Below are 18,332 nucleotides of genomic sequence, written 5' to 3' on the forward strand. Positions count from 1 at the left end.
GCCGGATCATCTGGCGCGAAAACCCGCTTCACGCTTCTGTCCGGCCATGACCACCTTTTATTCGGCTTACTATCGGCCAGCTCAGCTCGCCGCGAACTTCATCAGCTTGATGGCGTCGAAGTCCTGCACGCCGCCGCCGACGCGCTTGGTGGTGTAGAACAGCACGTAGGGTTTCGCGGAGTAAGGGTCGCGCAGCACGCGCACACCGGCGCGGTCCACCACAAGGTAGCCGCGACGGAAGTCGCCGAACGCGATCGACAGCGAATTCGTCGCGACATCCGGCATGTCCTCGGCCTCGACCAGCGGGAACGTCATCAGCGACGCGCGCCCGCCCGCCAGCGACGGCGGCTGCCACAGATACGAGCCACCGGTATCCTTGAACTTGCGGATCGCGGCCTGCGTCTTGCGGTTCATTACGAAGGCGGCGTTCTGGCGATAGCCGGCCTTCAACGCATACACCAGATCGACCAGCGCATCGGAGGGGTTCGACGTCGCGAACCCGCCGGCGAGACCGCTGGGGACATAGCCGAGCTTGCCCCACACCCATGAACCGTTGGCCACGGTGTCGGATTGCAGGAAGCCCTTCGGCTTGTTGGTGCCGTCGCCGTTGACGAAGGCCGCGCCTTCCTGCACCGCGAAGGTCAGTTCGACCTCCTGCGCGATCCACTCGTCGATGTTGACGGCGCTGTCATCGAGCAGCGTCGCGGTCGCCGCGGGCATGGCGTAAAGCTCCATCGCCGGGAAGCTCAAGGCATCCAGCGTCGGCGACGTGGTTTGCGTTCGCGAATCCGTCTCCCCGACCCAGCCGGTGGCGGGTCCCGCCGTCATGAACGGCTTTTTGTAGACGTTGCCCGAGATGGTGCGCACCGATGCGAGCGCGCGGATCGGCGAGATCGCCGCCAGCCGCTCGCCGATGGCCTGCTCCAGTTCGACCGGCACCAGATAGCCGCCGTCGGGGTTGGATCCGCCCGACATCGCCTTGGTCTCCAGGCCACGCAGGGCGCCCACCTCACCGCCGCGCACATAGGCCTCGAATGCGCTTTTGTGCTCGCGCGACGCCGCATCGCCAGCGATGCGGCCGCGGCCTTCGAGCGCCGGACGGGCGTGCTTCAGCGCCAGTTCGTCCATGCGCTTGTGCTGCGCGTCGAGCGCGGCATTGATGCGGTCGACCTTATCTTCCAGCAGCACGTCGCCGCGCTTCTTCTCCAGCCGCGCCAGGCGCTCGTCATTGGCCGCCTTGAATTCCTCGAAGGTGATGCGGAAGTCGTCATAGTCGCCGCGGACGGCGACGCCGGATTTGTGTTCCAGTGCGGTGTCGGTGATATCGAAGTCCATTCACATTCTCCTCGGTGGTCGTGGTTTCATGGCTTTGTCGCCCAAGACTTGCGTGACACTGCGCCAGAGCGTTTTGGAGCGAAGCATGTCCTCGGGCTTGACCCGAGGATGGATACTGGTTCGCGTGAAGAAACCGCGTCACAACAAGAATCTGGAGTCCCGTTCCGATTTCATCGGGACGGAAATGGCTCTAGAATGGCTTCCCGCAACGAGAGCACCGTCGAGGCGAAACCATGCGCTTTCTGATCTTTGTCTGGATAACTCTCGCCGTCGCCGCCGCAGCCAGCGCGTGGTATGCGATGGAGCCGTCGCGACGCGGCCCGGCACAATTCTGGATCGGCGCCTGCGCAGTGCTGCTGGCGGCGTTCGCGATATCCTTCATGATGCTGGGCGGCAGCACCGAAAAATCGCTGCTGTCGATCGCGCTTTATTTCCTGAACTGGGGCATGGCGGCCGGCGGCGCGGCGATCTGCGTCGGCGTCATCGCTGGCCTGTCGCTGGCGCTGGCGTACAAGCGGTGAGAGATATCGGCATCAGCCGGGTGAACGCCGCGTCCAGCGGCGCTCTCTCGATATGGCCGGGATCATGCTCCAGCGTCAGTCAGGTCGCTTCACTTCCTGCGCGCGCATGAACTTCATCAGGGCCACGAACTGATCCTCGGTCTCGAGGTAGTAAAAGTCTTGATCGGGATAGCGCTTCGTCGGGACCACGGGCTTACCGACCAGGCGGCGCAGGAAGGCGACGCCATCCTTGAACTCGGCCTCGCGCCGCTACTGCAACACCGTACAGACACCATCGTGAGCAAATAAACTTCGACACTATATCGGGATGTCATGGCTTTTATCGCCTGCGATCAGGGTTGGTCGGGAATACTCTATCGAAACCAGCCGTGCGAGCGCCGCATCTACCGGCCCCCGCGTTTCGCGCGCAGCTCCTTGCTGAATTCCATCAGCTTGTCGAGCTGCTCCTGGGTCAGATCATACCATTCGATATGGCTGGGATCCTGCCGGCGCTGCGATTCCAGACCGTCGAGCTCTCCAAGAAACTTCCGTACCAGCCAGTATTCGTGCTCGTCAGGCCACGACAGATATGCCTCAACGCCCTCAACGTAGACTTGGATTTTATACTTTGCCATGGTCTGCTCTATTCATTCCGGGGAAATGCGGTCTCAACCCTGTAGCCCTTCTCACTCCTCCGGTCACGCACGATCACCACCCGTACACCGTAGGTCTCCCTGATATAAGGCTGCGAGCGCTCGGTCGCCGCATAGGCCTCGCTCCCGGTCGGCGAGCCGAATACAGCGTCAAGGTCCTCCTTCCCTGAAAGCCCGTTGACGACTTTATCGACCTTGTCCGGATTTCGCGCAATCGTCGAATTGACCAGCTTGTTTGCCGCTTCCAGCGAGGGAAAGGAACCTTCTCTCAAACCGTCCGCCAAGGCGCCAACCCGGCGATAGTAGCCGGTCGCGCCGTTAACGGCGTTCAAAAGAGACGCGTCGCTCCGTCCAACATGTCTTTCGATGGCGTGGCCGCCAAGATCGCGCTCTTCCAGCAGGTCGATCGGTCGCTTGTTCGGGCGGTATTGAATCCGTTCGAGACCGCCGCCGCCGTCCGCCCACTGCCCGCCGTCCGGATTGCCGGCGGGGACGCGCGGCTGGCTCGGACTGTATTTTCGCGCGAGCGCCGGATAGACCTCACGAGGATCGTTGCCGGGAACGAGAAAGCGCGCCGCGTCCGGCCGGATCCATCGGTAGGCATCGGGCCGCATCCAGCGCGCGCGCTGGGTGGCTTCGAATAGGCTTTCATGATTTGACATCAGCGTGCTCCCGCGATCTGCGCGCGCAGCGCGCCGTGCAGCGCCGCGCGCCGCGATTCCCTGCCGCGCAGCGACGCCACCGCCGGGCGCGGGCGGAGCCGCGGCGCCGGTTCATCCGCGGCCTCCGTCATGCTCCGCCAGCCGCGCTCGGCCTGTGTCCGCTCGCGCGAGCGCGGCGACGGGGGCGTCGCCTGCTTCACGGCGCGGACACGCGCTCCCGCCAGCAGCGGGAAGGTGACGATGGAAATCTCCCACAGGTCGACCTGATAGAGTTTGCGCACGCGCGTGCGCGGCTCGATCCGGCCGCGCACGGTGCGGTAGCCGATCGACAGGCCGTCCACCGCGCCGGCCTCGACCAGCGCCAGCAGTTCGCGCGCCCGCGCCACGTCGGGGATCAACTTTCCCCGCGCCCACAGCCCGCGAAAATCCTCGCGCAGTTCGAGCCAGATGCCGACCGGCTCACTCGGATCGTGCTGGAACAGCATCGGGATCCTGCGCAAGCCTTTCGCCTTCAAGGTCTGCGCGAACGCGCCGGGCATCATCATGTCGCGCGCCTGGTCGATCTCGCCGAACAGACTGGCATAGCCTTCCACCGCGCCGTCGCCGGAAAACGACAGACGCGACACGGATGACAACGGGGCGTGCATGATCGACCTCGCGGAATGAGCGGAGGAACGGATTGATGAAATTCGAAACGACGTGTGGTACCCGCCGCGCGCGCTTGTGGCGGACGCTACTTGGCGATGCTCAGCTCTTGCGGCTGCGTTTCGCCGGCTTGCGCCGCGCCGCCGGCCTCGGACGCGACGATTTCCCAGCCGGCGCCTTGCGCTGCGCGCGATCGAGATGGGCGAGGAATTCACGGAACACGGTGAGATGATCCCGCGAGGATTTGGTCTCGGTGCTGAACGAGCGCAGCATGCTGTGAAGGTTGTCCATCAATCCTGATCCTTGTCGAAGGTTAAGGCGCGGCGTTGCGCCTTGCGATTGAACCGCTGCAGTTCACGGACGAAATCGTCGAAGCGGCGCGAGGCGGCCGACAGTTCACGCAGCGCGAACAAAAGACCCGCGCTGGCCGCGCTCGCCCACAGAAACAGCGCGAGATGCGCGAGGTCGCCGCGCTCTGCGAAGATGCGGATCAGGTCGGACATCGCATGAACCCATGGCGGACGTCATGACCGGACTTGATCCAGCCAATCCATCGTCTTCATCAAAAGAGTTCGCAGGGGTGAAACGCGAGTCAGGTCCGACCGGGTCAAGACCTAAGCTACGGATCGGGGAACGTCTCCGGCGGCAGATCGCTATCTGCGATCCATTCGATGCTGGTCGGCAACTCGCCGTCGGTCTCGATGAATTCCTTCACCGCTTTCCAGGCGACAGGGAACGGCACGAACAGTCCGACCGACAACGGATCGCCATGCAGCGACCGCACGAACTCGCCGAGACGACGGAGGTCGCCTTTGGAATTATATGTCTGTTTGCGCCGGATACGCCCGTCCCATTTTCGATAAAGAAGTGTGACACCGAGATCGGGATTGCCAGTCATTGACAGATTTACAGTAACTTGCTCCGACGCAGGCAGATGATCTGTGCTACAGAGACCGGCGGCCGCCAAACCCCAGTTATCGTTGCCTCCGCGATACGGCCATTCCTGCCCTTTGGGCGCCCGAGCAAACCGCTCAAGGTCGTCCGGGGAAGGCCAGCTATGCCAGTCACAGCCAGGAAAATTCGTGGTTTTCTTCATCTACGTCTCCAAACGAGCCATCTGCCGTTTGTCATGACACTCGTTATTCCCGTTGGCCGCTCCACATAAGTCACGGCAGGATTTCCCAACTCCATTCCGAGCAGCGGAAGAACCTCACCGCAGTTCCAACAGACTTCCCTATCGACCTCGACCGTAATTGTCCTGCCGGCGAGCGACCCACCATTGTCTCTAGCCGCTCTCATCAAAATTGTCGCCTCAGCATGGTAGAGTGAGTTGTTCGGCGCTTTTCCAATGTTACCAGTTTCCACAGTCCCCGGATATTTGTTGACGAGGCTCCACCTCCACCCATCAGCCTCAAAACGATCGGCCGCACCATATCCCGGCGTCCCGGAGTTCACCCCGAAATATAGCTTTCCATCGATCTCGGCAGCCGCAACCGTGCCGTTATCCGGCCGCCACATCGGCTCGCCGAAAAGATTGGGCTCATTATAGATGGTGCGATAGGCATTGATCCAACCCTGCCCGTCGAACGGGCGCATCGACGGCAGACTTTCCCGCGGCGGATCAAGCGGCGGGCCCAGATTGCCGCCGCGCGCGCTGATGCGCGAGCCACGCAGATTCGTGCTCGGTCATGAAAATCGTCCGGAGAAATTGAATTGATACGCGAGCGCCAGACGAGTTGAGCGCGCCCCTACTCCAGCCGATCACCACCCTCGATCGGCGCATAGCCGACCGCCTCGCGCTTTTCGTTAAGCGTGAGAAACGCCGCGTTGCTGACGCGCTCCCACAATGCTGCCCGATCGGCGGCGAGCGCGTCGATCCTGTCGGCGTCCACCACGATGCGGATGGTTTCACCGAACTGCGGCGACAGCCACTGCGCGAACGCGTTACCGATGCGCGACGCCAGCGGCAGCACGGTCTGGCGGAAGAAGCAGCGGTTGGCTTCCTGGAAATTCGCGTAGGTGTTGTCGCCGGGAATGCCGAGCACCATCGGCGGCACGCCGAAGGCGAGCGCGATCTCGCGCGCGGCGGTATGCTTCGCTTCCAGGAAATCCATGTCCTTCGGCGTCAGCGACATCGCCTTCCAGTCGAGCCCGCCTTCGAGCAGCAGCGGCCGTCCCGCGTTCACCGCACCCTGATAAGTGTCAGTGAGTTCTCTCTTCAGCCGGTCGAACTGCGAATCCGAGAGCACCGCGCCTTCGGGGCCGGAATAGACCAGCGCGCCGGAGGGCCGCGCGGCGTTGTCGAGCAGCGCCTTGTTCCAGGCCGATCCGGCGTTGTGAGTATCGATCGCCACCGCCGCCGGTTCGATCGGCGCGAGGCCGTAATGATCGTCGAGTGGATGGAAGAACGTCAGGTGCAGGATCGGCGGCACGGCTGACGATGCCTGATCGAAGCGGATGCTGCGACCGCCGACTGCATATTCATACGCCTCCGCCCAGCCATCGACGCCGGGCACCACCTTCATGCGATCGGGCCGCAGCGCAAACAGTTCGCGCACCGCGCCGTCGAGCGCGACCGCCTCGATATAAGCATTGCCGGACAGCAGAAGATGCGACACCAGCATCTCGAGAAACGCGCCGCCGTCCTGCCGCGGGTTCGGCCGCGACAACAGCAGCGACAGCGGATGCGCTTCACGCTCCTGCGCGCCTTCGAATACGAGGTAGCTGCACGAGGCCACGTTCTCCGCGATCAGCCGCACGGCGCGATGCACGATGGCGTTGTTGAGATAACCCTCGCGCGCCAGCGCCGCATAGTCGCGCGGCGTCCACCGCGCGCGGCCGCCGCTCTCGAAGGCAAGCAGTTTCGCCGTGCGGCTGGCTTTCGTCTCGGGCGGAATCAAAAAGGCTTTAAAACGATCGAACATCAACGACCCTTTCTTCACCTCTTCCCGACAGTGGGAAGCGGAAGCTCTCTCTCACAATCCCCTCACCCGCGGCTGCGCGCGCGGCGCGAGCGCCAGCGACGTCACCGCCCACACCAGCGCATCGAGCCGGTCCGGCGAGCGCCCGGACGACAAGCCCGACAAGGCAAAGTCGCACATTTCATCTTCCAGCGCGGCGAAGCTGCCGGCGTGCCGGACGCGGCCTTGTTCGTAGAGCGTCGCCACCGGTTCGGCGCGCAGCCACTTGCCGCGCGTCGCGCGCACCGGAATAACGGGCACCGCGGCATCCACCTCCGCGATCACGGCCTTCACCATGTCGCCGCCCTGGTTGACTTCCGCCACCAGCGCATCAGCCTCGCACCGCCGCCACAGCGCGATCGCCTTCGCCGCCCACAGTGCCGGCGTCGCGCCCGCTACCGTTTCGTCGGCGATCACATAAACGATGCCGCCTTCCGCCAACCCCACCGCGACGATGCCGCAGGCGTCGGCGCGCTTGCCGGAGGTCGCGGGCGGATCGACTGCGACCACGATACGCTGCATCGGCGGCGCTTCGCGCACGCGACATTTCTCAAGCAGCGCGCGCGACCACAGCGCATCGGGACGATCCTCGATGATCTCGCCGTCAAGCTCCTGACGCCCGAGCCGCGTTCCGGCGTAGCGCGCCATCACGCCTTGCAGAAAGGTCGGCGCCAAGTTGAAGGCGTTGGCCTGCGTCGGCGCGCGCGTGACCACGCTCGCCGCATCCGCCATCAGGCGTTTCAGAAGCGCGGTCGACCGCGGCGTCGTGGTGATCAGCTGGCGCGGCTGCGATCCCAACCGCAAACCGAACTGCAGCATGTCGAACGCCGCCTCCGCGTAACGCCACTTCGCCATTTCGTCGGACCAGGCGCAGCCGAATTGCGGTCCGCGCAGGCTTTCGGGATCGTCGGCGGAAAAAACCTGCGCCACCGCGCCGTTATTCCATTCCAGCCGCTTGCGCGACGGCGACCATGACGGCCGCTCGTGGGCGGCATGCACAGCGAGCAAGCCGGAAACGCCTTCGATCATCACCTCGCGCGCGTCATGTTCGGTTTCCCCGACCAGCGCGATGCGCGACACCGCTTCATTCGCGAACGGCGGCAGCCCGAGCGCCTGCGCGCGAATCCATTCGGCCCCGGCGCGAGTCTTGCCAGCGCCGCGCCCGCCGATCATCAGCCAGATCAGCCATGGCGCTCCGTTGGGCGCAAGTTGCGGCGGACGCTGATGGTCGTGCGCGAAAATATCCCACTGCCGGGCGAGAAATCCGAGTTCCGCCTCACTCATGCTCTGGAGCAGGAGTTGCCGCTGGCGCAGCGACCACTTGCTCCAGTCGGCGCGAAAGCGCGCGCCGGAACTCGTCGAGATCGCGGGGCACGGCGTCGTCATCGGCGGGCTTCACCTTCTCCTCACTGGCGCGCAGCCGCGTCACTTCGCCGAGCGTGCGCGCGAGACTCGCAAGCGTGCGCGCGCGACGTTCCGCTTCGGTGCGCTGCTGCGGCTTCAGATGACTGCCGCCGACAATGACCTCGATCAGCGACAGTTCGCGCTCGATCGCGCGCGTCACCCGTTCGATCAGCATCGCGCCGCTCGCGGGCGGTGGATCATCGATCCGCTCGACCGCCGTGCGCTTGACGCGCGGACTGGGCTCATCCTTGCGCCGGGCGGCCGCGCGCCGCGCGCGTTGCCTGCTCACTCCGGCTTTTGCCGCTTCGTCGCGCTCATCGACAGCAATCGGCGTCTTGTCATCGATGAAGCGCGTGGTGGCGGCCATCGTCGCCTTGCGCGCGGCCGCGGCTGCGATTTTGCCGGGCTTCGCGGCGGCGTGACCTTGTTTGACGGTTTTCGCGGCCCCGTCTGCTTGCGCCAGCGACGTCTTGCGAGCCGCCGGCCGCATCGCTTTTTTCGCCGCAGGGGATGACGTTTTTTTCGAGGCGATTCGCTTTACGGTTCCGGCCGGAGATGTCTTCGTTCGCGACGCAACGCGAGTCGCCGCCGGTTTTCGTCCCGGTCTGGCAATTCGCCTCACAGCCATGGATGTCGAAAAGCCCCTCGTCGCGAAATCGTCACTGCCGAACCCGGCCCTCCCGACAATCGCCGGAAGCCGAATACACTGCAGGATGATTTTGGATCGATCGATCCAAAATCATGAACGTGCCATTCCAATATTCGAAATGGATGCGGGTGGAAAACCGCATCACACTTCGTCGTCCAGAAGCGAAAAAGCTCTAGCGGAAAAATACCAACCAGGTTCCGCCCAGGATCAGCACGGCAAGGCCAGTACTGATGGCGAGAAGCATAAAGACGGAGGGGCCAGGCTCGCCCTGTCGCGCCTCGGTCGGAGTTTCCACGATCCGATCATCCTCGTTGGTTGCCATCCACATCTCTCTGCTTCCCCAGCGATCCACGCGGATCGCGTGCTCTTGCATGGGTTGAAGCAACGCCAGATCGCTAGCGATGTTCCTGCAAATGCATGCGGGGTCAGTGCGATACGTGATCCTCAGACGGATCCTGCCCGGCGGCGGTGGTGTGGGGCTCGAACGGAGAGTGTGAACGACGCCGTTATCTCTTGGCGCAACTCTGGAGCATGCCGAAAACATACTTCGGCAGCGTCACGCTGTCAAGGTATATTTTCCTAGGAATATTTACCGCTCCTGTGCCGCCTTACTTCAACGCGTCGTTCACCCCGACAAACCACTCGTTGAGAGTCCGGCCGATGCCGGTGACCGCCATCAGGATGACGATGCTGAGGCTGCCGGCGATTATCGCATACTCAATCGAAGTTGCACCGGACTCGTCGCGCAAAAAGGCCGACGCAAGCTTTGCAATGAAACGCATTGCCAACTCCGATCGATGGATGCGCGGATTTCCGCGCGGGCCAGGAAACGGCAACCTATAGGCGAATGATTGCACAGACCCTTAAGCGATACCCTCAACGAATGCTTAAATCCGTTGACGAATTCCACCGGCACCGATCATGCCGCCGGTCCTGCAAGCGGCCGCTCCTCCATTCGCATCAGCAGCAGTGCCGTACCCGCCAGCATCGCTGCGGCGGCGGCAAACACATAGTGGAACGCCGTGGTGAGATCGGATGCGGAGATCGCGTGGAACGGATGACCGCCCTCCTGGCTGATCGAGATATCCGAACCCAGCATCATCAGCAGGATGGCGGCGAAGGCGGCGACGGTGAATGACGAGGCCAGCGCCCGAAAGAAATTCATCGCGCCGGTGACGGTGCCGATCTGCGGCCGCGCCACCGCGTTCTGCAGCGCCACCACGCTGACGGGAAACGTGGTTCCAAGCCCGAAAGCGAACAGCGAGAGCAGCGTCAGCAGCGGCCATAGCGGCATCGCGACCACCGCCAGGATCGCGGCGATGACCGCGGCGAACCCGGTCCCGATAATCGCGACCCGCTTGTAGTGGACCGCGTGCGTCATGGTGCGGCCGGCAAGCGCGGCGCCGCCGGTCGAAATCGCTGCTATCGGAATCAGCGCCAGTCCCGATTCGCTGGCGCTGAGGTGATGGACCACCTGATAGTACAGCGGCAGATGCACGGTGATCCCGATGATGGCGCCGAGCGCGAAGGCACCGGCGGCAATGGCGTAAGGGACCACCGGGCCGCCGATCAGCGACAGCGGCAGGAACGGTTCCGGCGTCGTGCGCGCGTGCCAGACGAAACCGGCGGCAAGCACGAGCGAGGCGCAAAGCATGGCGGCGATCGCCGGCGACAGCCAGGCGAAGCGGTTGCCGCCCCAGGTCAGCACCAGCATGAACACCACGGCGGAGGCCATCAGCAGCGCTCCGCCTGTCCAATCCACCTTGCGGCGGCGATGGAACACCGGGATTTTTTCCATCTTCGGCAGCAGCATCGCCAGCGAGACGATGCCCAGAGGCAGGTTGATCCAGAAGATCATCGACCAATGCAGGTGCTCGGCGAACACCCCTCCCAGGACCGGGCCGGCGATGCCCGCCGCGGTCCACACGCCGCTGAAATAGGCCTGATACTGGCCGCGCTCGCGCGGCGTCACCACATCGGAGATTACGGTCTGCACCACCGGCAGGATGCCGCCGCCGCCGAGACCCTGCACACCGCGCGCGATGACCAGCGTCGCGATATTGGGCGCCAGCGCGCAAAGCACCGATCCCGCAATGAAGAGACTGAGCGCGGTGATGATCATGGCGCGACGGCCATAGATGTCGCTCAGCGTGCCGAACACCGGCGCGACCGCGGTCGAGGCCAGCAGATATGCCGTGATGATCCACGACAGCGTCGTGACGTCGTGGAACTGGCGGCCGATGGTGGGCAGCGCGGTCGCGACGATGGTCTGGTCGAGCGCCGCCAGGAACATGGTCAGCATCAGGCTGACCAGAATGGTGCGGACTTCGCTCCGGCTCAGTGGAACGGAAGGCGAGATCGGCGGCGCATCGGAATCGCCGGCAGCCGGACCCGCCGCGACTTCGCGGGGGTTGTCACCGGCTGAATTCTGCGGAAAGGACGGATCCCGACCGGACGGATCGAGCTTGTTCATGTGCGGGAAACAAAATTTTCAGCTGAAATGGCGAGAGAGACGGACGGAGGGCGAAAGGCTGCGTCATCTTATATTGTCTATAACGACATTATAACGCGCGCTGTCGGGTTCGGACAGCGTGGTCGGCGGCCGAATAGCATTTGCAGATGCTCAATCGCAAACATGTGATGGATAAGTCATCAGCTTCGCGGCCGATTCTTCAGCCGGGCCAGTTTGGACAACCGGATCGGCCACTGAACGATATGATTCTCGAGCTCGGAATCGGGAATCTCGTTCTCGGTCCCGCGCACCCGGCCCCGCACCGAGACCCCCGCCTCGTGCACCGTGTTACGGTCACCGGAAATCAGCGGATGCCACCAATAGAGATCGCGTCCCTCCGCGACCAGCCGGTAACCGCAGCTCGGCGGCAACCAGTTCAGGCTGCGAACGTTTTCCGGCGTCAGGCGGACGCAGTCCGGAACCTGCTCGGAGCGGTTCGCATAATCCTTGCAGGCGCAGAGCCCGGCATCCAGCAGCCGGCAGGAGACATGGGTGAAATAAATGTCGCCGGTGTCTTCGTCCTCGAGCTTTTCCAGGCAGCAGCGCGCGCAACCATCGCACAGGCTTTCCCATTCGGCGTCGGACATCTCTTCCAAGGTCTTGGTCTTCCAGAAGAATCCGGCCTGTTCCGACGAGCGCGAGGATCGTTGCGTCATGCTTCGCTTCTTCTAGTGAAAATCGTAATTTCAGAAATCGCAATGTCTATGGGGCGTGGCTGTGTCCAGCGCAAGCGGCTTCACCTGCGCTGGGCCGTGTGTCCGAACGCGCAGCCGGCCATTGGTTTATCACCTCTGCTCGGATAGAAAGAAACGCTTTCCCGAGCACGCGGATGATGTTCCATCCGTTGGGTTTGATGTGCCTTGGGTTTGCCGCAACACTCTTGCATGACGTGCCGACGGCGCCGGACGGGTCGCCGCCGCGCCGCAGATCGGTCACAGGCCCTTAGTGCGAAATATCCTGCCCTCCGATTGGAAAAAACGAATCCGGCATTTCCTGCTGGATTTCGACGCACGTGTCGATTCAACGCTGTTCTCGTCGGCGGTCGGCGCGCGCGAACTGTATGAACGCTTCTCCACCTACATGGACCGCTTCTATGTCGGCCGCTGGAAACGCTGGGTGTTCATCGAGCCTTTATCGGAAGCTGCGACGCTCGGCCTCGGCGGGCTCATCGTCCTGCTGGCGCTGGCGCAGCCGGCGTTCCGCGAGACCGCCGATGAGGACTGGCTGAAGAAATCCGATCTCGCGGTGACGTTCCTCGACCGCTATGGCAATCCGATCGGCAGCCGCGGCATCAAGCACAACGATTCGATTCCGCTCGAGGAATTTCCTGACAACCTGATCAAGGCGACGCTCGCGACCGAGGACCGCCGCTTCTACGATCACTTCGGCATCGACGTCGGCGGCACCTTCCGCGCGCTGGTCACCAACGCGCAGGCCGGAGGCGTGCGGCAGGGCGGTTCCTCGATCACCCAGCAGCTTGCGAAGAACCTGTTCCTCTCCAACGAGCGCACCATCGAGCGCAAGGTCAACGAAGCCTTCCTCGCGATCTGGCTGGAAACCCGCCTGACCAAGAACGAGATCCTGAAGCTGTATCTCGACCGCGCCTATATGGGCGGCGGCACTTTCGGCGTCGACGGTGCGGCGCATTTCTACTTCAACAAGTCGGTGCGTGACGTCAATCTCGCCGAAGCCGCGATGCTCGCCGGCCTGTTCAAGGCGCCGACCAAATACGCGCCGCACATTAACCTGCCCGCCGCCCGCGCCCGCGCCAACCAGGTGCTCGACAATCTCGTCGACGCCGGCTTCATGACCGAGGGCCAGGTGTTTGGCGCGCGGCGCAATCCCGCCACCGCGGTCGACCGCCGCGACGAGAACTCGCCGAACTATTATCTCGACTGGGCGTTCGACGAGATGCGCAAGCTGGTCGATACGTTTCCGCGCTCCTATACAGAGCGCGTGTTCGTGGTGCGCACCGCCATCGACATGAACGTGCAGCACGCGGCGGAGGAAGCGATCGAGAACCAGTTGCGGCAGTTCGGCCGCGACTATCACGCGACCCAGGCCGCAACCGTGGTCGCCGATCTCGACGGCGGCGTGCGCGCGATGGTCGGCGGCCGCGATTACGGCGCCAGTCAGTTCAATCGCGCGACCGACGCCATGCGCCAGCCCGGATCGTCGTTCAAGCCTTATGTCTACACCACCGCGCTGCTCAACGGCTTCAAGCCGACATCCACGATCGTCGACGGCCCCGTCTGCATCGGCAACTGGTGTCCGCAGAACTACGGACATTCCTATTCCGGCACGGTGACGTTGACCCAGGCGCTGACGCGCTCGATCAATGTGGTGCCGGTGAAGCTTTCCATCGCGCTCGGCAAGGGCGAGAAGAACCCGGCCAAGGCCGGACGCGCCAAGATTGTCGCGGTCGCCCGCAAGTTCGGCATCGTCACGCCGCTGCCGGACACGCCCTCGCTGCCGATCGGCGCCGACGAGGTCAACGTGCTCGAGCACGCCGTCGCCTATGTGGCGTTTCCGAACAAAGGCAGGGCGGTTACGCCGCATGCGGTTCTGGAAGTCCGCACCGGCGCAGGCGATCTGGTCTGGCGCTACGACCGTGACGGCCCCAAGCCGCGCCAGATCATTCCAGCGTCGGTCGCCTCCGACATGGCCGGCATGATGAGCCACGTCGTCAGCGAAGGCACCGCACGCCGTGCCATCCTCGACGGCATTCCGGCGGCGGGCAAGACCGGCACCACCAACGCCTATCGTGACGCCTGGTTCGTCGGCTACACCGGCAACTTCGTGTGCGGCGTCTGGTACGGCAACGACGACTACTCGCCGACCAACCGCCTGACCGGCGGCGCGCTGCCTGCCCAGACCTGGCATGACATCATGACGGCCGCGCATCGCGGCGTCGAAATCAAGGACATCCCTGGTGTCGCTGCGCCGGCGAAGCCGACCGCAGCCGACAGCGCCAAAGTCGCAGGCGACGACAACGCAAGTCCCGCGCCGCCGCCCATCCTGACCAAGCGGGGGGCCGAGATTCTGGTACGTGTGGAAAAGATGCTGGATGAGACGGCCAAGACGATCGGAAAAACCTCGGCGGCTCCCTCCGCCTCGCCTGCTGCCTATTCGTCCGGCGCCGCGGCGTTTTCCGAAAGCCTGGCAGCCGCGACGTCCGGCGGTCGGACGGCCCCCGCGCCACGCAAGAACTGACGCATGCTCCCATGGCCAATCGTTTTCGAGCGAAACACATATCTCCGGGCTTGACCCGGGACGGAAGACCGGTTCGCGTGCGGACAGCACATTGTTGAAACGGAGCCCCGCCTCTTCATGAGGCGGAAAGGCTCCGTGACCTTCAACTTGGAACTTCAACTCGAAACCGGACCGGAAGCCTAATATCATTACGCACCTTTGATTCTGCAGTTCGCATCAAAGGAGCCGAGCGATCGTTTGCGAACGTCGAAACCGGAGCGCCGACCCGTGCGGCTGATTTTGATCACCTTGCTGGCGTTCGGGCTTGCCACCGCGGTCGGACTCGGAGCCACCTGGATCACCGCAACGCGCGGCACGGACCTGGGCACGCTTACCATCGGCGCGTGGACCGCAAGGCCAAGAAGCGGATCCGCCGACATCGATCCCTATTCGCGCGCCGCGATTGCGCGTAGCGGCGAATTGCCGATCGGAACCGGCGACGGCATTGCGTTCCTCGCGGCCACTTCCGACGACAAGCAACCGCTCGATGGCCGCTGCGACGTCATTGTCAGCGGCGTGACCCCGGCGGCACGGTTCTGGACGCTGACGCTCTACGACCGGAAGGGCCATCTGGTGGCCAACTCGCTGCAACGCTACGGCTTCACCAGCGAGGAGATCGTGCGGAATTCCGACGGCTCGTTTGCGGTGAACGTGGCCGCGCGGGCGCGTGCCGGCAACTGGCTGCCGACCGGCGGCATCGAGCGCTACGTGCTGATGCTTCGTCTCTACGACACGCCTGTTGGGGTCGCGACGCGAACCCAGCGCGACGCGCCGATGCCCTCCGTCACGACTGGAGGGTGTTCATGATCCGCGTGCTGCTTGCTGTGGTCGGTGGCATCCTGCTTGGCGGCGTCGTGCATCTCGTCAGCGTGCTGGCGCTGCCGCGGATCGCCTCGCAGGACGCCTATTCGCGGCTGATGGCGATGACCAAGGTGAACGCGGTGACCCCGCTGCCGCCGGCCGATCCCGGCGTTTCGCCGATGCCGTTCATGGATCCGGCCTTTGCCGTCGCGGTCTGCCGCTACGACCTGTCCGGCGGATCGATCAAGCTGACAGTGCCGGTAAGCCAGGCCTACACCTCGGTGTCGTTCTACACCCGCAGCGACGTCGCCTATTACGCCATCAACGACCGTTCCGCCGGACGCAAGGTGATCGAACTCAACCTGATGACCGAAGCCCAGCACGCGGAATTGCCCGAGGAGGAGGACGTCACGGCGGCGGATCGGCTCATCATCGATTCGCCCTCGACGACAGGGTTGATCGTGCTGAAGGCCCTGGCGCCGGAGCCCGGCATGATGGAGCAGGTGAAGGCCTCTCTCGCCGCCGCGACGTGTCGGCTGCAGACCGAACCGCCCATGGTGAAGCCTGAAGCGAAGCGGTAGGCGACGGCGATCGCTGGATCGTTGCATGCTCCAGGTGAACATCTCGATCGTCATTGCCGGACTTGGCCGGCAATCCATCCTCCTTGAAGAGAGAGGGATGCGCGGGTCATAGGCGAGCGAAAGCGACGCCGTTGTTCGAACGGCTATGCCCGCGAATGACGCCGGATCTATCCCCGCGTGCGCAGGGCGCGGCCAACCACCGGCGCGGCGGTGACCGGAGGGTTGGCCGTCAGCGCCGCAAGCTGTCCTATCAGACGATCGGCATCGGCCGCCACGCCATCCGGCGCTTGAATAACCAGATGCTCGAGCGCCCATCTATAGGACGCGATCCGTTGCTCCAGGCACTGCTGCACCCACTGCACGATCAGGGTGTTCTCTTCCATCCGCGCGACGGCGTCCGAACGCTCGCGTCGCGACAGGTCAGCCACGAGATTCAGACTCGCCTTGCGTTTGCTATCGAGATCAAAGACTTGCCGCGCGGTGTTGAAGAACGGATCGAAGCGCGTGATATCGTCGCGGACGTCATCGATCAGTTGCGCGTAGCGCGATGCGTGGGACCGGTGCGGCTCATCAATCAACTGCCGGCCGTAGGCGCTGCGGTCAAATGCGGGTTTCTGCCGCCACGGCGGTGCGAACGGGTCATAGTCACCGAACACGCTCTTCCAGGCCGGCCGCGAATGCGGAGGCTCGACCAGAGGATAGGCGAGATCGCGCAACATCCGCTCGGTATCGGTCAACTGGAATCGCGACGGCGGTCGGCCGATGCTGCCGGTCGCTTCCGCGCCCATCCAGCGATGCATGTCGTCATTGCGGACGTCCTGGCGAACGCGGCCGAAGTCTCCGCCGCTGCATGCCGCCAGCGTGGTGCCGAGAACTATCAGGGAAATGAGCCGCGGGAGTAATGAACCTGCTGGCGTCGCGGGAGCCGTTCCGGCATTGACGCGATCAAAACCGGGCTGCAGTCCTTTTATTTGACGCGTTTTCTTAAAGCGAACCGCGATCCGCTTCGCTCGAAAACGCTCCAGCGGATTCCCCGGCATCGGCGTCTATCCGAATGATCAGGATCGAGCGCGACGGCGACGACGGCGCCCCGGCGCCGTGCCCTCCTCGGGACCGTGTCCCCCGCTGGTTTCCTCACTGTCACGGTCGATGCGGATGACCGGCAGAATCACAACGACGCCCATCGCGCGGTCCGCCGCGCGATCCATCGTTGATCCCGGCCGCGAAGCCGCATCGGCCGGAAACGCGATAACGGTGCCCATCCCCAGTGTCTCCTCGTCCGGCGCCAGACCGATTTCGGCAGCGCCGCGCCGGGATTTAGAACCGGCCATGGTTAACGGCCTGTTAAAGCCGGCTCGCTAGATTGAGACCAATCGTTCTCAGCAAGCCCTGCGCCGACATGACTTCACTTCAGATGTTTCCCGGCTTCGACGGATTGTTGACGCTGTCCCGCAGGGAAGGCGTCGACATCCGTCCGACTCTGCTGCGGGTTCTGACCGACCTGTACGTGCAGACTGCCGCGCACACCGCCGAGGAGGAGCAACACTTCGTCGAGCTCACCTCGCGCCTGATCGATCAGGTCGACGACGCCACCCGTGCCGCGGTGCGCGCCCGCCTGTCGATCTATCCTCAGACACCGGCGGCGATCATGAACAAGCTCCGGCTTCATGCGGCCGCTCAGCCGCGAGCGACCAAAACTGCGCCGCCCTCGCCGCCGGCCTTTTCGCCGGCTGCGGAGACAAAGCCCCAGGCTATCGCGACACTGTCGATGGAGCCTCGCGACGGCTCCGAAATCAGCCAGATGTTCTTCGCCGCGAACGCCAGGGACCGCGCCCTGATCCTGCAGAATCTGGCGACCGCGCCGCTGCGGCCGTCGCCGCGCATCCATCCGTCGCGGGCCGCGCGGGCGATCGAGACCCTTCACATGGCCGCATTTGCATCCGACGTCGACAACTTCGTGACCGAACTCGGCGAGACGCTTATCCTTCCCGCCCGGACCGCCGAACGAGTGGTGAAGGATCCGGGAGGCGAACCGCTCGCCTGCGCCGTCAAGGTCATCGGCATGTCCTCGAAAATCTACCAGCAGATTCTACTGTTTCTCGATCCGGCCATCGGCACGTCCGTCATCGCGGTGTATCGGCTGTCGCGGCTCTACGACCTGCTCGACGAACGCTCCGCGCGGATCCTGCTGGCGGCCTGGCGCGGAGCGACGATGTCCGAAGTGCGGGCCAAATACCGCCCCGCGCTCTATCATGAAGAACGCCACCGCGCCCGCGCGGTCCCAGCGCAGACCCATCCTGACGGCGCACAGCCCGGAACGACTCCACTTCGCTGGAACGGCCGCGACGGATCGGGCGGCTAGAGCCTCGCTTCTGATT

General features: G+C 64.0%; 22 protein-coding genes. 5 read left to right on the forward strand and 17 right to left on the reverse strand.

Going from position 1 to position 18,332, the window contains the following annotated elements:
* Window positions 1-81 precede the first annotated feature (81 nt).
* Complete coding sequence (locus ACS3WB_RS06900) at window positions 82-1,335, reverse strand: phage major capsid protein (RefSeq protein WP_438274825.1); 1,254 nt, start codon at window positions 1,333-1,335, stop codon at window positions 82-84.
* 233 nt (window positions 1,336-1,568) lie between these two features.
* On the opposite strand from ACS3WB_RS06900, the gene ACS3WB_RS06905 reads away from it, so the two are divergent.
* Entirely contained in the window at window positions 1,569-1,856 is a 288-nt protein-coding gene (locus ACS3WB_RS06905; RefSeq protein ID WP_438274826.1) for a hypothetical protein, read from the forward strand.
* Between the two features lie 383 nt (window positions 1,857-2,239).
* Here ACS3WB_RS06905 and ACS3WB_RS06910 read toward each other — a convergent pair whose 3' ends face one another.
* The 14 genes from ACS3WB_RS06910 to ACS3WB_RS06975 all read right to left on the reverse strand — a co-directional run bounded on the left by ACS3WB_RS06910 (window position 2,240) and on the right by ACS3WB_RS06975 (window position 11,976).
* Complete coding sequence (locus ACS3WB_RS06910; RefSeq protein WP_438274827.1) at window positions 2,240-2,470, reverse strand: hypothetical protein; 231 nt, start codon at window positions 2,468-2,470, stop codon at window positions 2,240-2,242.
* 8 nt (window positions 2,471-2,478) lie between these two features.
* Window positions 2,479-3,150 carry an RNase A-like domain-containing protein gene (locus ACS3WB_RS06915; RefSeq protein ID WP_438274828.1) on the reverse strand — a complete coding sequence of 224 codons (672 nt, stop codon included), beginning with the start codon at window positions 3,148-3,150 and terminating at the stop codon, window positions 2,479-2,481.
* Window positions 3,150-3,797: an HK97 family phage prohead protease gene (locus ACS3WB_RS06920; RefSeq protein ID WP_438274829.1), complete on the reverse strand. Its 648-nt coding sequence runs from the start codon at window positions 3,795-3,797 to the stop codon at window positions 3,150-3,152. Before ACS3WB_RS06920 ends, ACS3WB_RS06915 begins: the two co-directional genes overlap by 1 nt.
* A 100-nt stretch (window positions 3,798-3,897) precedes the next feature.
* Complete coding sequence (locus ACS3WB_RS06925; protein ID WP_438274830.1) at window positions 3,898-4,086, reverse strand: hypothetical protein; 189 nt, start codon at window positions 4,084-4,086, stop codon at window positions 3,898-3,900.
* Window positions 4,086-4,298 carry a hypothetical protein gene (locus tag ACS3WB_RS06930; protein ID WP_319796865.1) on the reverse strand — a complete coding sequence of 71 codons (213 nt, stop codon included), beginning with the start codon at window positions 4,296-4,298 and terminating at the stop codon, window positions 4,086-4,088. Before ACS3WB_RS06930 ends, ACS3WB_RS06925 begins: the two co-directional genes overlap by 1 nt.
* A gap of 116 nt (window positions 4,299-4,414) precedes the next feature.
* Complete coding sequence (locus ACS3WB_RS06935; RefSeq protein ID WP_438274831.1) at window positions 4,415-4,693, reverse strand: Imm1 family immunity protein; 279 nt, start codon at window positions 4,691-4,693, stop codon at window positions 4,415-4,417.
* 194 nt (window positions 4,694-4,887) lie between these two features.
* Window positions 4,888-5,391, reverse strand: coding sequence for a hypothetical protein (locus tag ACS3WB_RS06940; protein WP_438274832.1), 504 nt, complete (start codon window positions 5,389-5,391; stop codon window positions 4,888-4,890).
* A gap of 152 nt (window positions 5,392-5,543) precedes the next feature.
* Entirely contained in the window at window positions 5,544-6,719 is a 1,176-nt protein-coding gene (locus ACS3WB_RS06945; RefSeq protein WP_438274833.1) for a phage portal protein, read from the reverse strand.
* 51 nt (window positions 6,720-6,770) lie between these two features.
* Window positions 6,771-8,039, reverse strand: coding sequence for a DNA-packaging protein (locus tag ACS3WB_RS06950; RefSeq protein ID WP_438274892.1), 1,269 nt, complete (start codon window positions 8,037-8,039; stop codon window positions 6,771-6,773).
* On the reverse strand, window positions 8,032-8,649 hold the full coding sequence (locus tag ACS3WB_RS06955) for a hypothetical protein (RefSeq protein ID WP_438274834.1): 618 nt from the start codon (window positions 8,647-8,649) through the stop codon (window positions 8,032-8,034). The genes ACS3WB_RS06950 and ACS3WB_RS06955 overlap by 8 nt, the downstream gene beginning before the upstream one ends.
* A gap of 331 nt (window positions 8,650-8,980) precedes the next feature.
* Window positions 8,981-9,130 carry a hypothetical protein gene (locus ACS3WB_RS06960; protein WP_438274835.1) on the reverse strand — a complete coding sequence of 50 codons (150 nt, stop codon included), beginning with the start codon at window positions 9,128-9,130 and terminating at the stop codon, window positions 8,981-8,983.
* A 286-nt stretch (window positions 9,131-9,416) separates the two neighbouring features.
* Window positions 9,417-9,590 (reverse strand): Flp family type IVb pilin, encoded by a 174-nt coding sequence (locus tag ACS3WB_RS06965; RefSeq protein WP_438274836.1) that lies wholly within the window; start codon window positions 9,588-9,590, stop codon window positions 9,417-9,419.
* A 137-nt stretch (window positions 9,591-9,727) separates the two neighbouring features.
* On the reverse strand, window positions 9,728-11,281 hold the full coding sequence (locus ACS3WB_RS06970) for an MDR family MFS transporter (RefSeq protein WP_438274837.1): 1,554 nt from the start codon (window positions 11,279-11,281) through the stop codon (window positions 9,728-9,730).
* Between the two features lie 179 nt (window positions 11,282-11,460).
* Window positions 11,461-11,976, reverse strand: a complete 516-nt coding sequence (locus tag ACS3WB_RS06975) for a YcgN family cysteine cluster protein (RefSeq protein ID WP_438274838.1) — start codon at window positions 11,974-11,976, stop codon at window positions 11,461-11,463.
* Window positions 11,977-12,265: 289 nt separating this feature from the next.
* On the opposite strand from ACS3WB_RS06975, the gene ACS3WB_RS06980 reads away from it, so the two are divergent.
* The 3 genes from ACS3WB_RS06980 to ACS3WB_RS06990 all read left to right on the forward strand — a co-directional run bounded on the left by ACS3WB_RS06980 (window position 12,266) and on the right by ACS3WB_RS06990 (window position 15,954).
* Entirely contained in the window at window positions 12,266-14,533 is a 2,268-nt protein-coding gene (locus ACS3WB_RS06980) for a transglycosylase domain-containing protein (RefSeq protein ID WP_438274839.1), read from the forward strand.
* 267 nt (window positions 14,534-14,800) lie between these two features.
* Window positions 14,801-15,379, forward strand: a complete 579-nt coding sequence (locus tag ACS3WB_RS06985) for a DUF1214 domain-containing protein (protein ID WP_438274840.1) — start codon at window positions 14,801-14,803, stop codon at window positions 15,377-15,379.
* Complete coding sequence (locus tag ACS3WB_RS06990) at window positions 15,376-15,954, forward strand: DUF1254 domain-containing protein (RefSeq protein WP_438274841.1); 579 nt, start codon at window positions 15,376-15,378, stop codon at window positions 15,952-15,954. The genes ACS3WB_RS06985 and ACS3WB_RS06990 overlap by 4 nt, the downstream gene beginning before the upstream one ends.
* A 167-nt stretch (window positions 15,955-16,121) precedes the next feature.
* On the opposite strand, the gene ACS3WB_RS06995 is transcribed toward ACS3WB_RS06990, so the two are convergent.
* Together ACS3WB_RS06995 and ACS3WB_RS07000 are read right to left on the reverse strand one after the other, a co-directional pair.
* Window positions 16,122-16,994 carry a hypothetical protein gene (locus ACS3WB_RS06995; RefSeq protein WP_438274842.1) on the reverse strand — a complete coding sequence of 291 codons (873 nt, stop codon included), beginning with the start codon at window positions 16,992-16,994 and terminating at the stop codon, window positions 16,122-16,124.
* Window positions 16,995-17,012: 18 nt separating this feature from the next.
* Complete coding sequence (locus ACS3WB_RS07000) at window positions 17,013-17,216, reverse strand: hypothetical protein (RefSeq protein WP_438274893.1); 204 nt, start codon at window positions 17,214-17,216, stop codon at window positions 17,013-17,015.
* Window positions 17,217-17,353: 137 nt separating this feature from the next.
* Here ACS3WB_RS07000 and ACS3WB_RS07005 point away from each other — a divergent pair, with 137 nt between their 5' ends.
* On the forward strand, window positions 17,354-18,316 hold the full coding sequence (locus ACS3WB_RS07005; protein WP_438274843.1) for a DUF2336 domain-containing protein: 963 nt from the start codon (window positions 17,354-17,356) through the stop codon (window positions 18,314-18,316).
* Window positions 18,317-18,332 lie beyond the last annotated feature (16 nt).

This window comes from Nitrobacter sp. (assembly GCF_051535215.1).
GTDB lineage: Bacteria > Pseudomonadota > Alphaproteobacteria > Rhizobiales > Xanthobacteraceae > Nitrobacter.

Excerpts from the sequence above, each read along its gene's own strand:
- ACS3WB_RS06900 (WP_438274825.1), bottom strand. The coding sequence starts at position 1,335 with ATGGACTTCGATATCACCGACACCGCACTGGAACACAAATCCGGCGTC.
- ACS3WB_RS06905 (WP_438274826.1), top strand. The coding sequence starts at position 1,569 with ATGCGCTTTCTGATCTTTGTCTGGATAACTCTCGCCGTCGCCGCCGCA.
- ACS3WB_RS06910 (WP_438274827.1), bottom strand. The coding sequence starts at position 2,470 with ATGGCAAAGTATAAAATCCAAGTCTACGTTGAGGGCGTTGAGGCATAT.
- ACS3WB_RS06915 (WP_438274828.1), bottom strand. The coding sequence starts at position 3,150 with ATGTCAAATCATGAAAGCCTATTCGAAGCCACCCAGCGCGCGCGCTGG.
- ACS3WB_RS06920 (WP_438274829.1), bottom strand. The coding sequence starts at position 3,797 with ATGCACGCCCCGTTGTCATCCGTGTCGCGTCTGTCGTTTTCCGGCGAC.
- ACS3WB_RS06925 (WP_438274830.1), bottom strand. The coding sequence starts at position 4,086 with ATGGACAACCTTCACAGCATGCTGCGCTCGTTCAGCACCGAGACCAAA.
- ACS3WB_RS06930 (WP_319796865.1), bottom strand. The coding sequence starts at position 4,298 with ATGTCCGACCTGATCCGCATCTTCGCAGAGCGCGGCGACCTCGCGCAT.
- ACS3WB_RS06935 (WP_438274831.1), bottom strand. The coding sequence starts at position 4,693 with ATGACTGGCAATCCCGATCTCGGTGTCACACTTCTTTATCGAAAATGG.
- ACS3WB_RS06940 (WP_438274832.1), bottom strand. The coding sequence starts at position 5,391 with ATGCGCCCGTTCGACGGGCAGGGTTGGATCAATGCCTATCGCACCATC.
- ACS3WB_RS06945 (WP_438274833.1), bottom strand. The coding sequence starts at position 6,719 with ATGTTCGATCGTTTTAAAGCCTTTTTGATTCCGCCCGAGACGAAAGCC.
- ACS3WB_RS06950 (WP_438274892.1), bottom strand. The coding sequence starts at position 8,039 with ATGAGTGAGGCGGAACTCGGATTTCTCGCCCGGCAGTGGGATATTTTC.
- ACS3WB_RS06955 (WP_438274834.1), bottom strand. The coding sequence starts at position 8,649 with ATGCGGCCGGCGGCTCGCAAGACGTCGCTGGCGCAAGCAGACGGGGCC.
- ACS3WB_RS06960 (WP_438274835.1), bottom strand. The coding sequence starts at position 9,130 with ATGGCAACCAACGAGGATGATCGGATCGTGGAAACTCCGACCGAGGCG.
- ACS3WB_RS06965 (WP_438274836.1), bottom strand. The coding sequence starts at position 9,590 with ATGCGTTTCATTGCAAAGCTTGCGTCGGCCTTTTTGCGCGACGAGTCC.
- ACS3WB_RS06970 (WP_438274837.1), bottom strand. The coding sequence starts at position 11,281 with ATGAACAAGCTCGATCCGTCCGGTCGGGATCCGTCCTTTCCGCAGAAT.
- ACS3WB_RS06975 (WP_438274838.1), bottom strand. The coding sequence starts at position 11,976 with ATGACGCAACGATCCTCGCGCTCGTCGGAACAGGCCGGATTCTTCTGG.
- ACS3WB_RS06990 (WP_438274841.1), top strand. The coding sequence starts at position 15,376 with ATGATCCGCGTGCTGCTTGCTGTGGTCGGTGGCATCCTGCTTGGCGGC.
- ACS3WB_RS06995 (WP_438274842.1), bottom strand. The coding sequence starts at position 16,994 with ATGCCGGGGAATCCGCTGGAGCGTTTTCGAGCGAAGCGGATCGCGGTT.
- ACS3WB_RS07000 (WP_438274893.1), bottom strand. The coding sequence starts at position 17,216 with ATGGGCACCGTTATCGCGTTTCCGGCCGATGCGGCTTCGCGGCCGGGA.
- ACS3WB_RS07005 (WP_438274843.1), top strand. The coding sequence starts at position 17,354 with ATGACTTCACTTCAGATGTTTCCCGGCTTCGACGGATTGTTGACGCTG.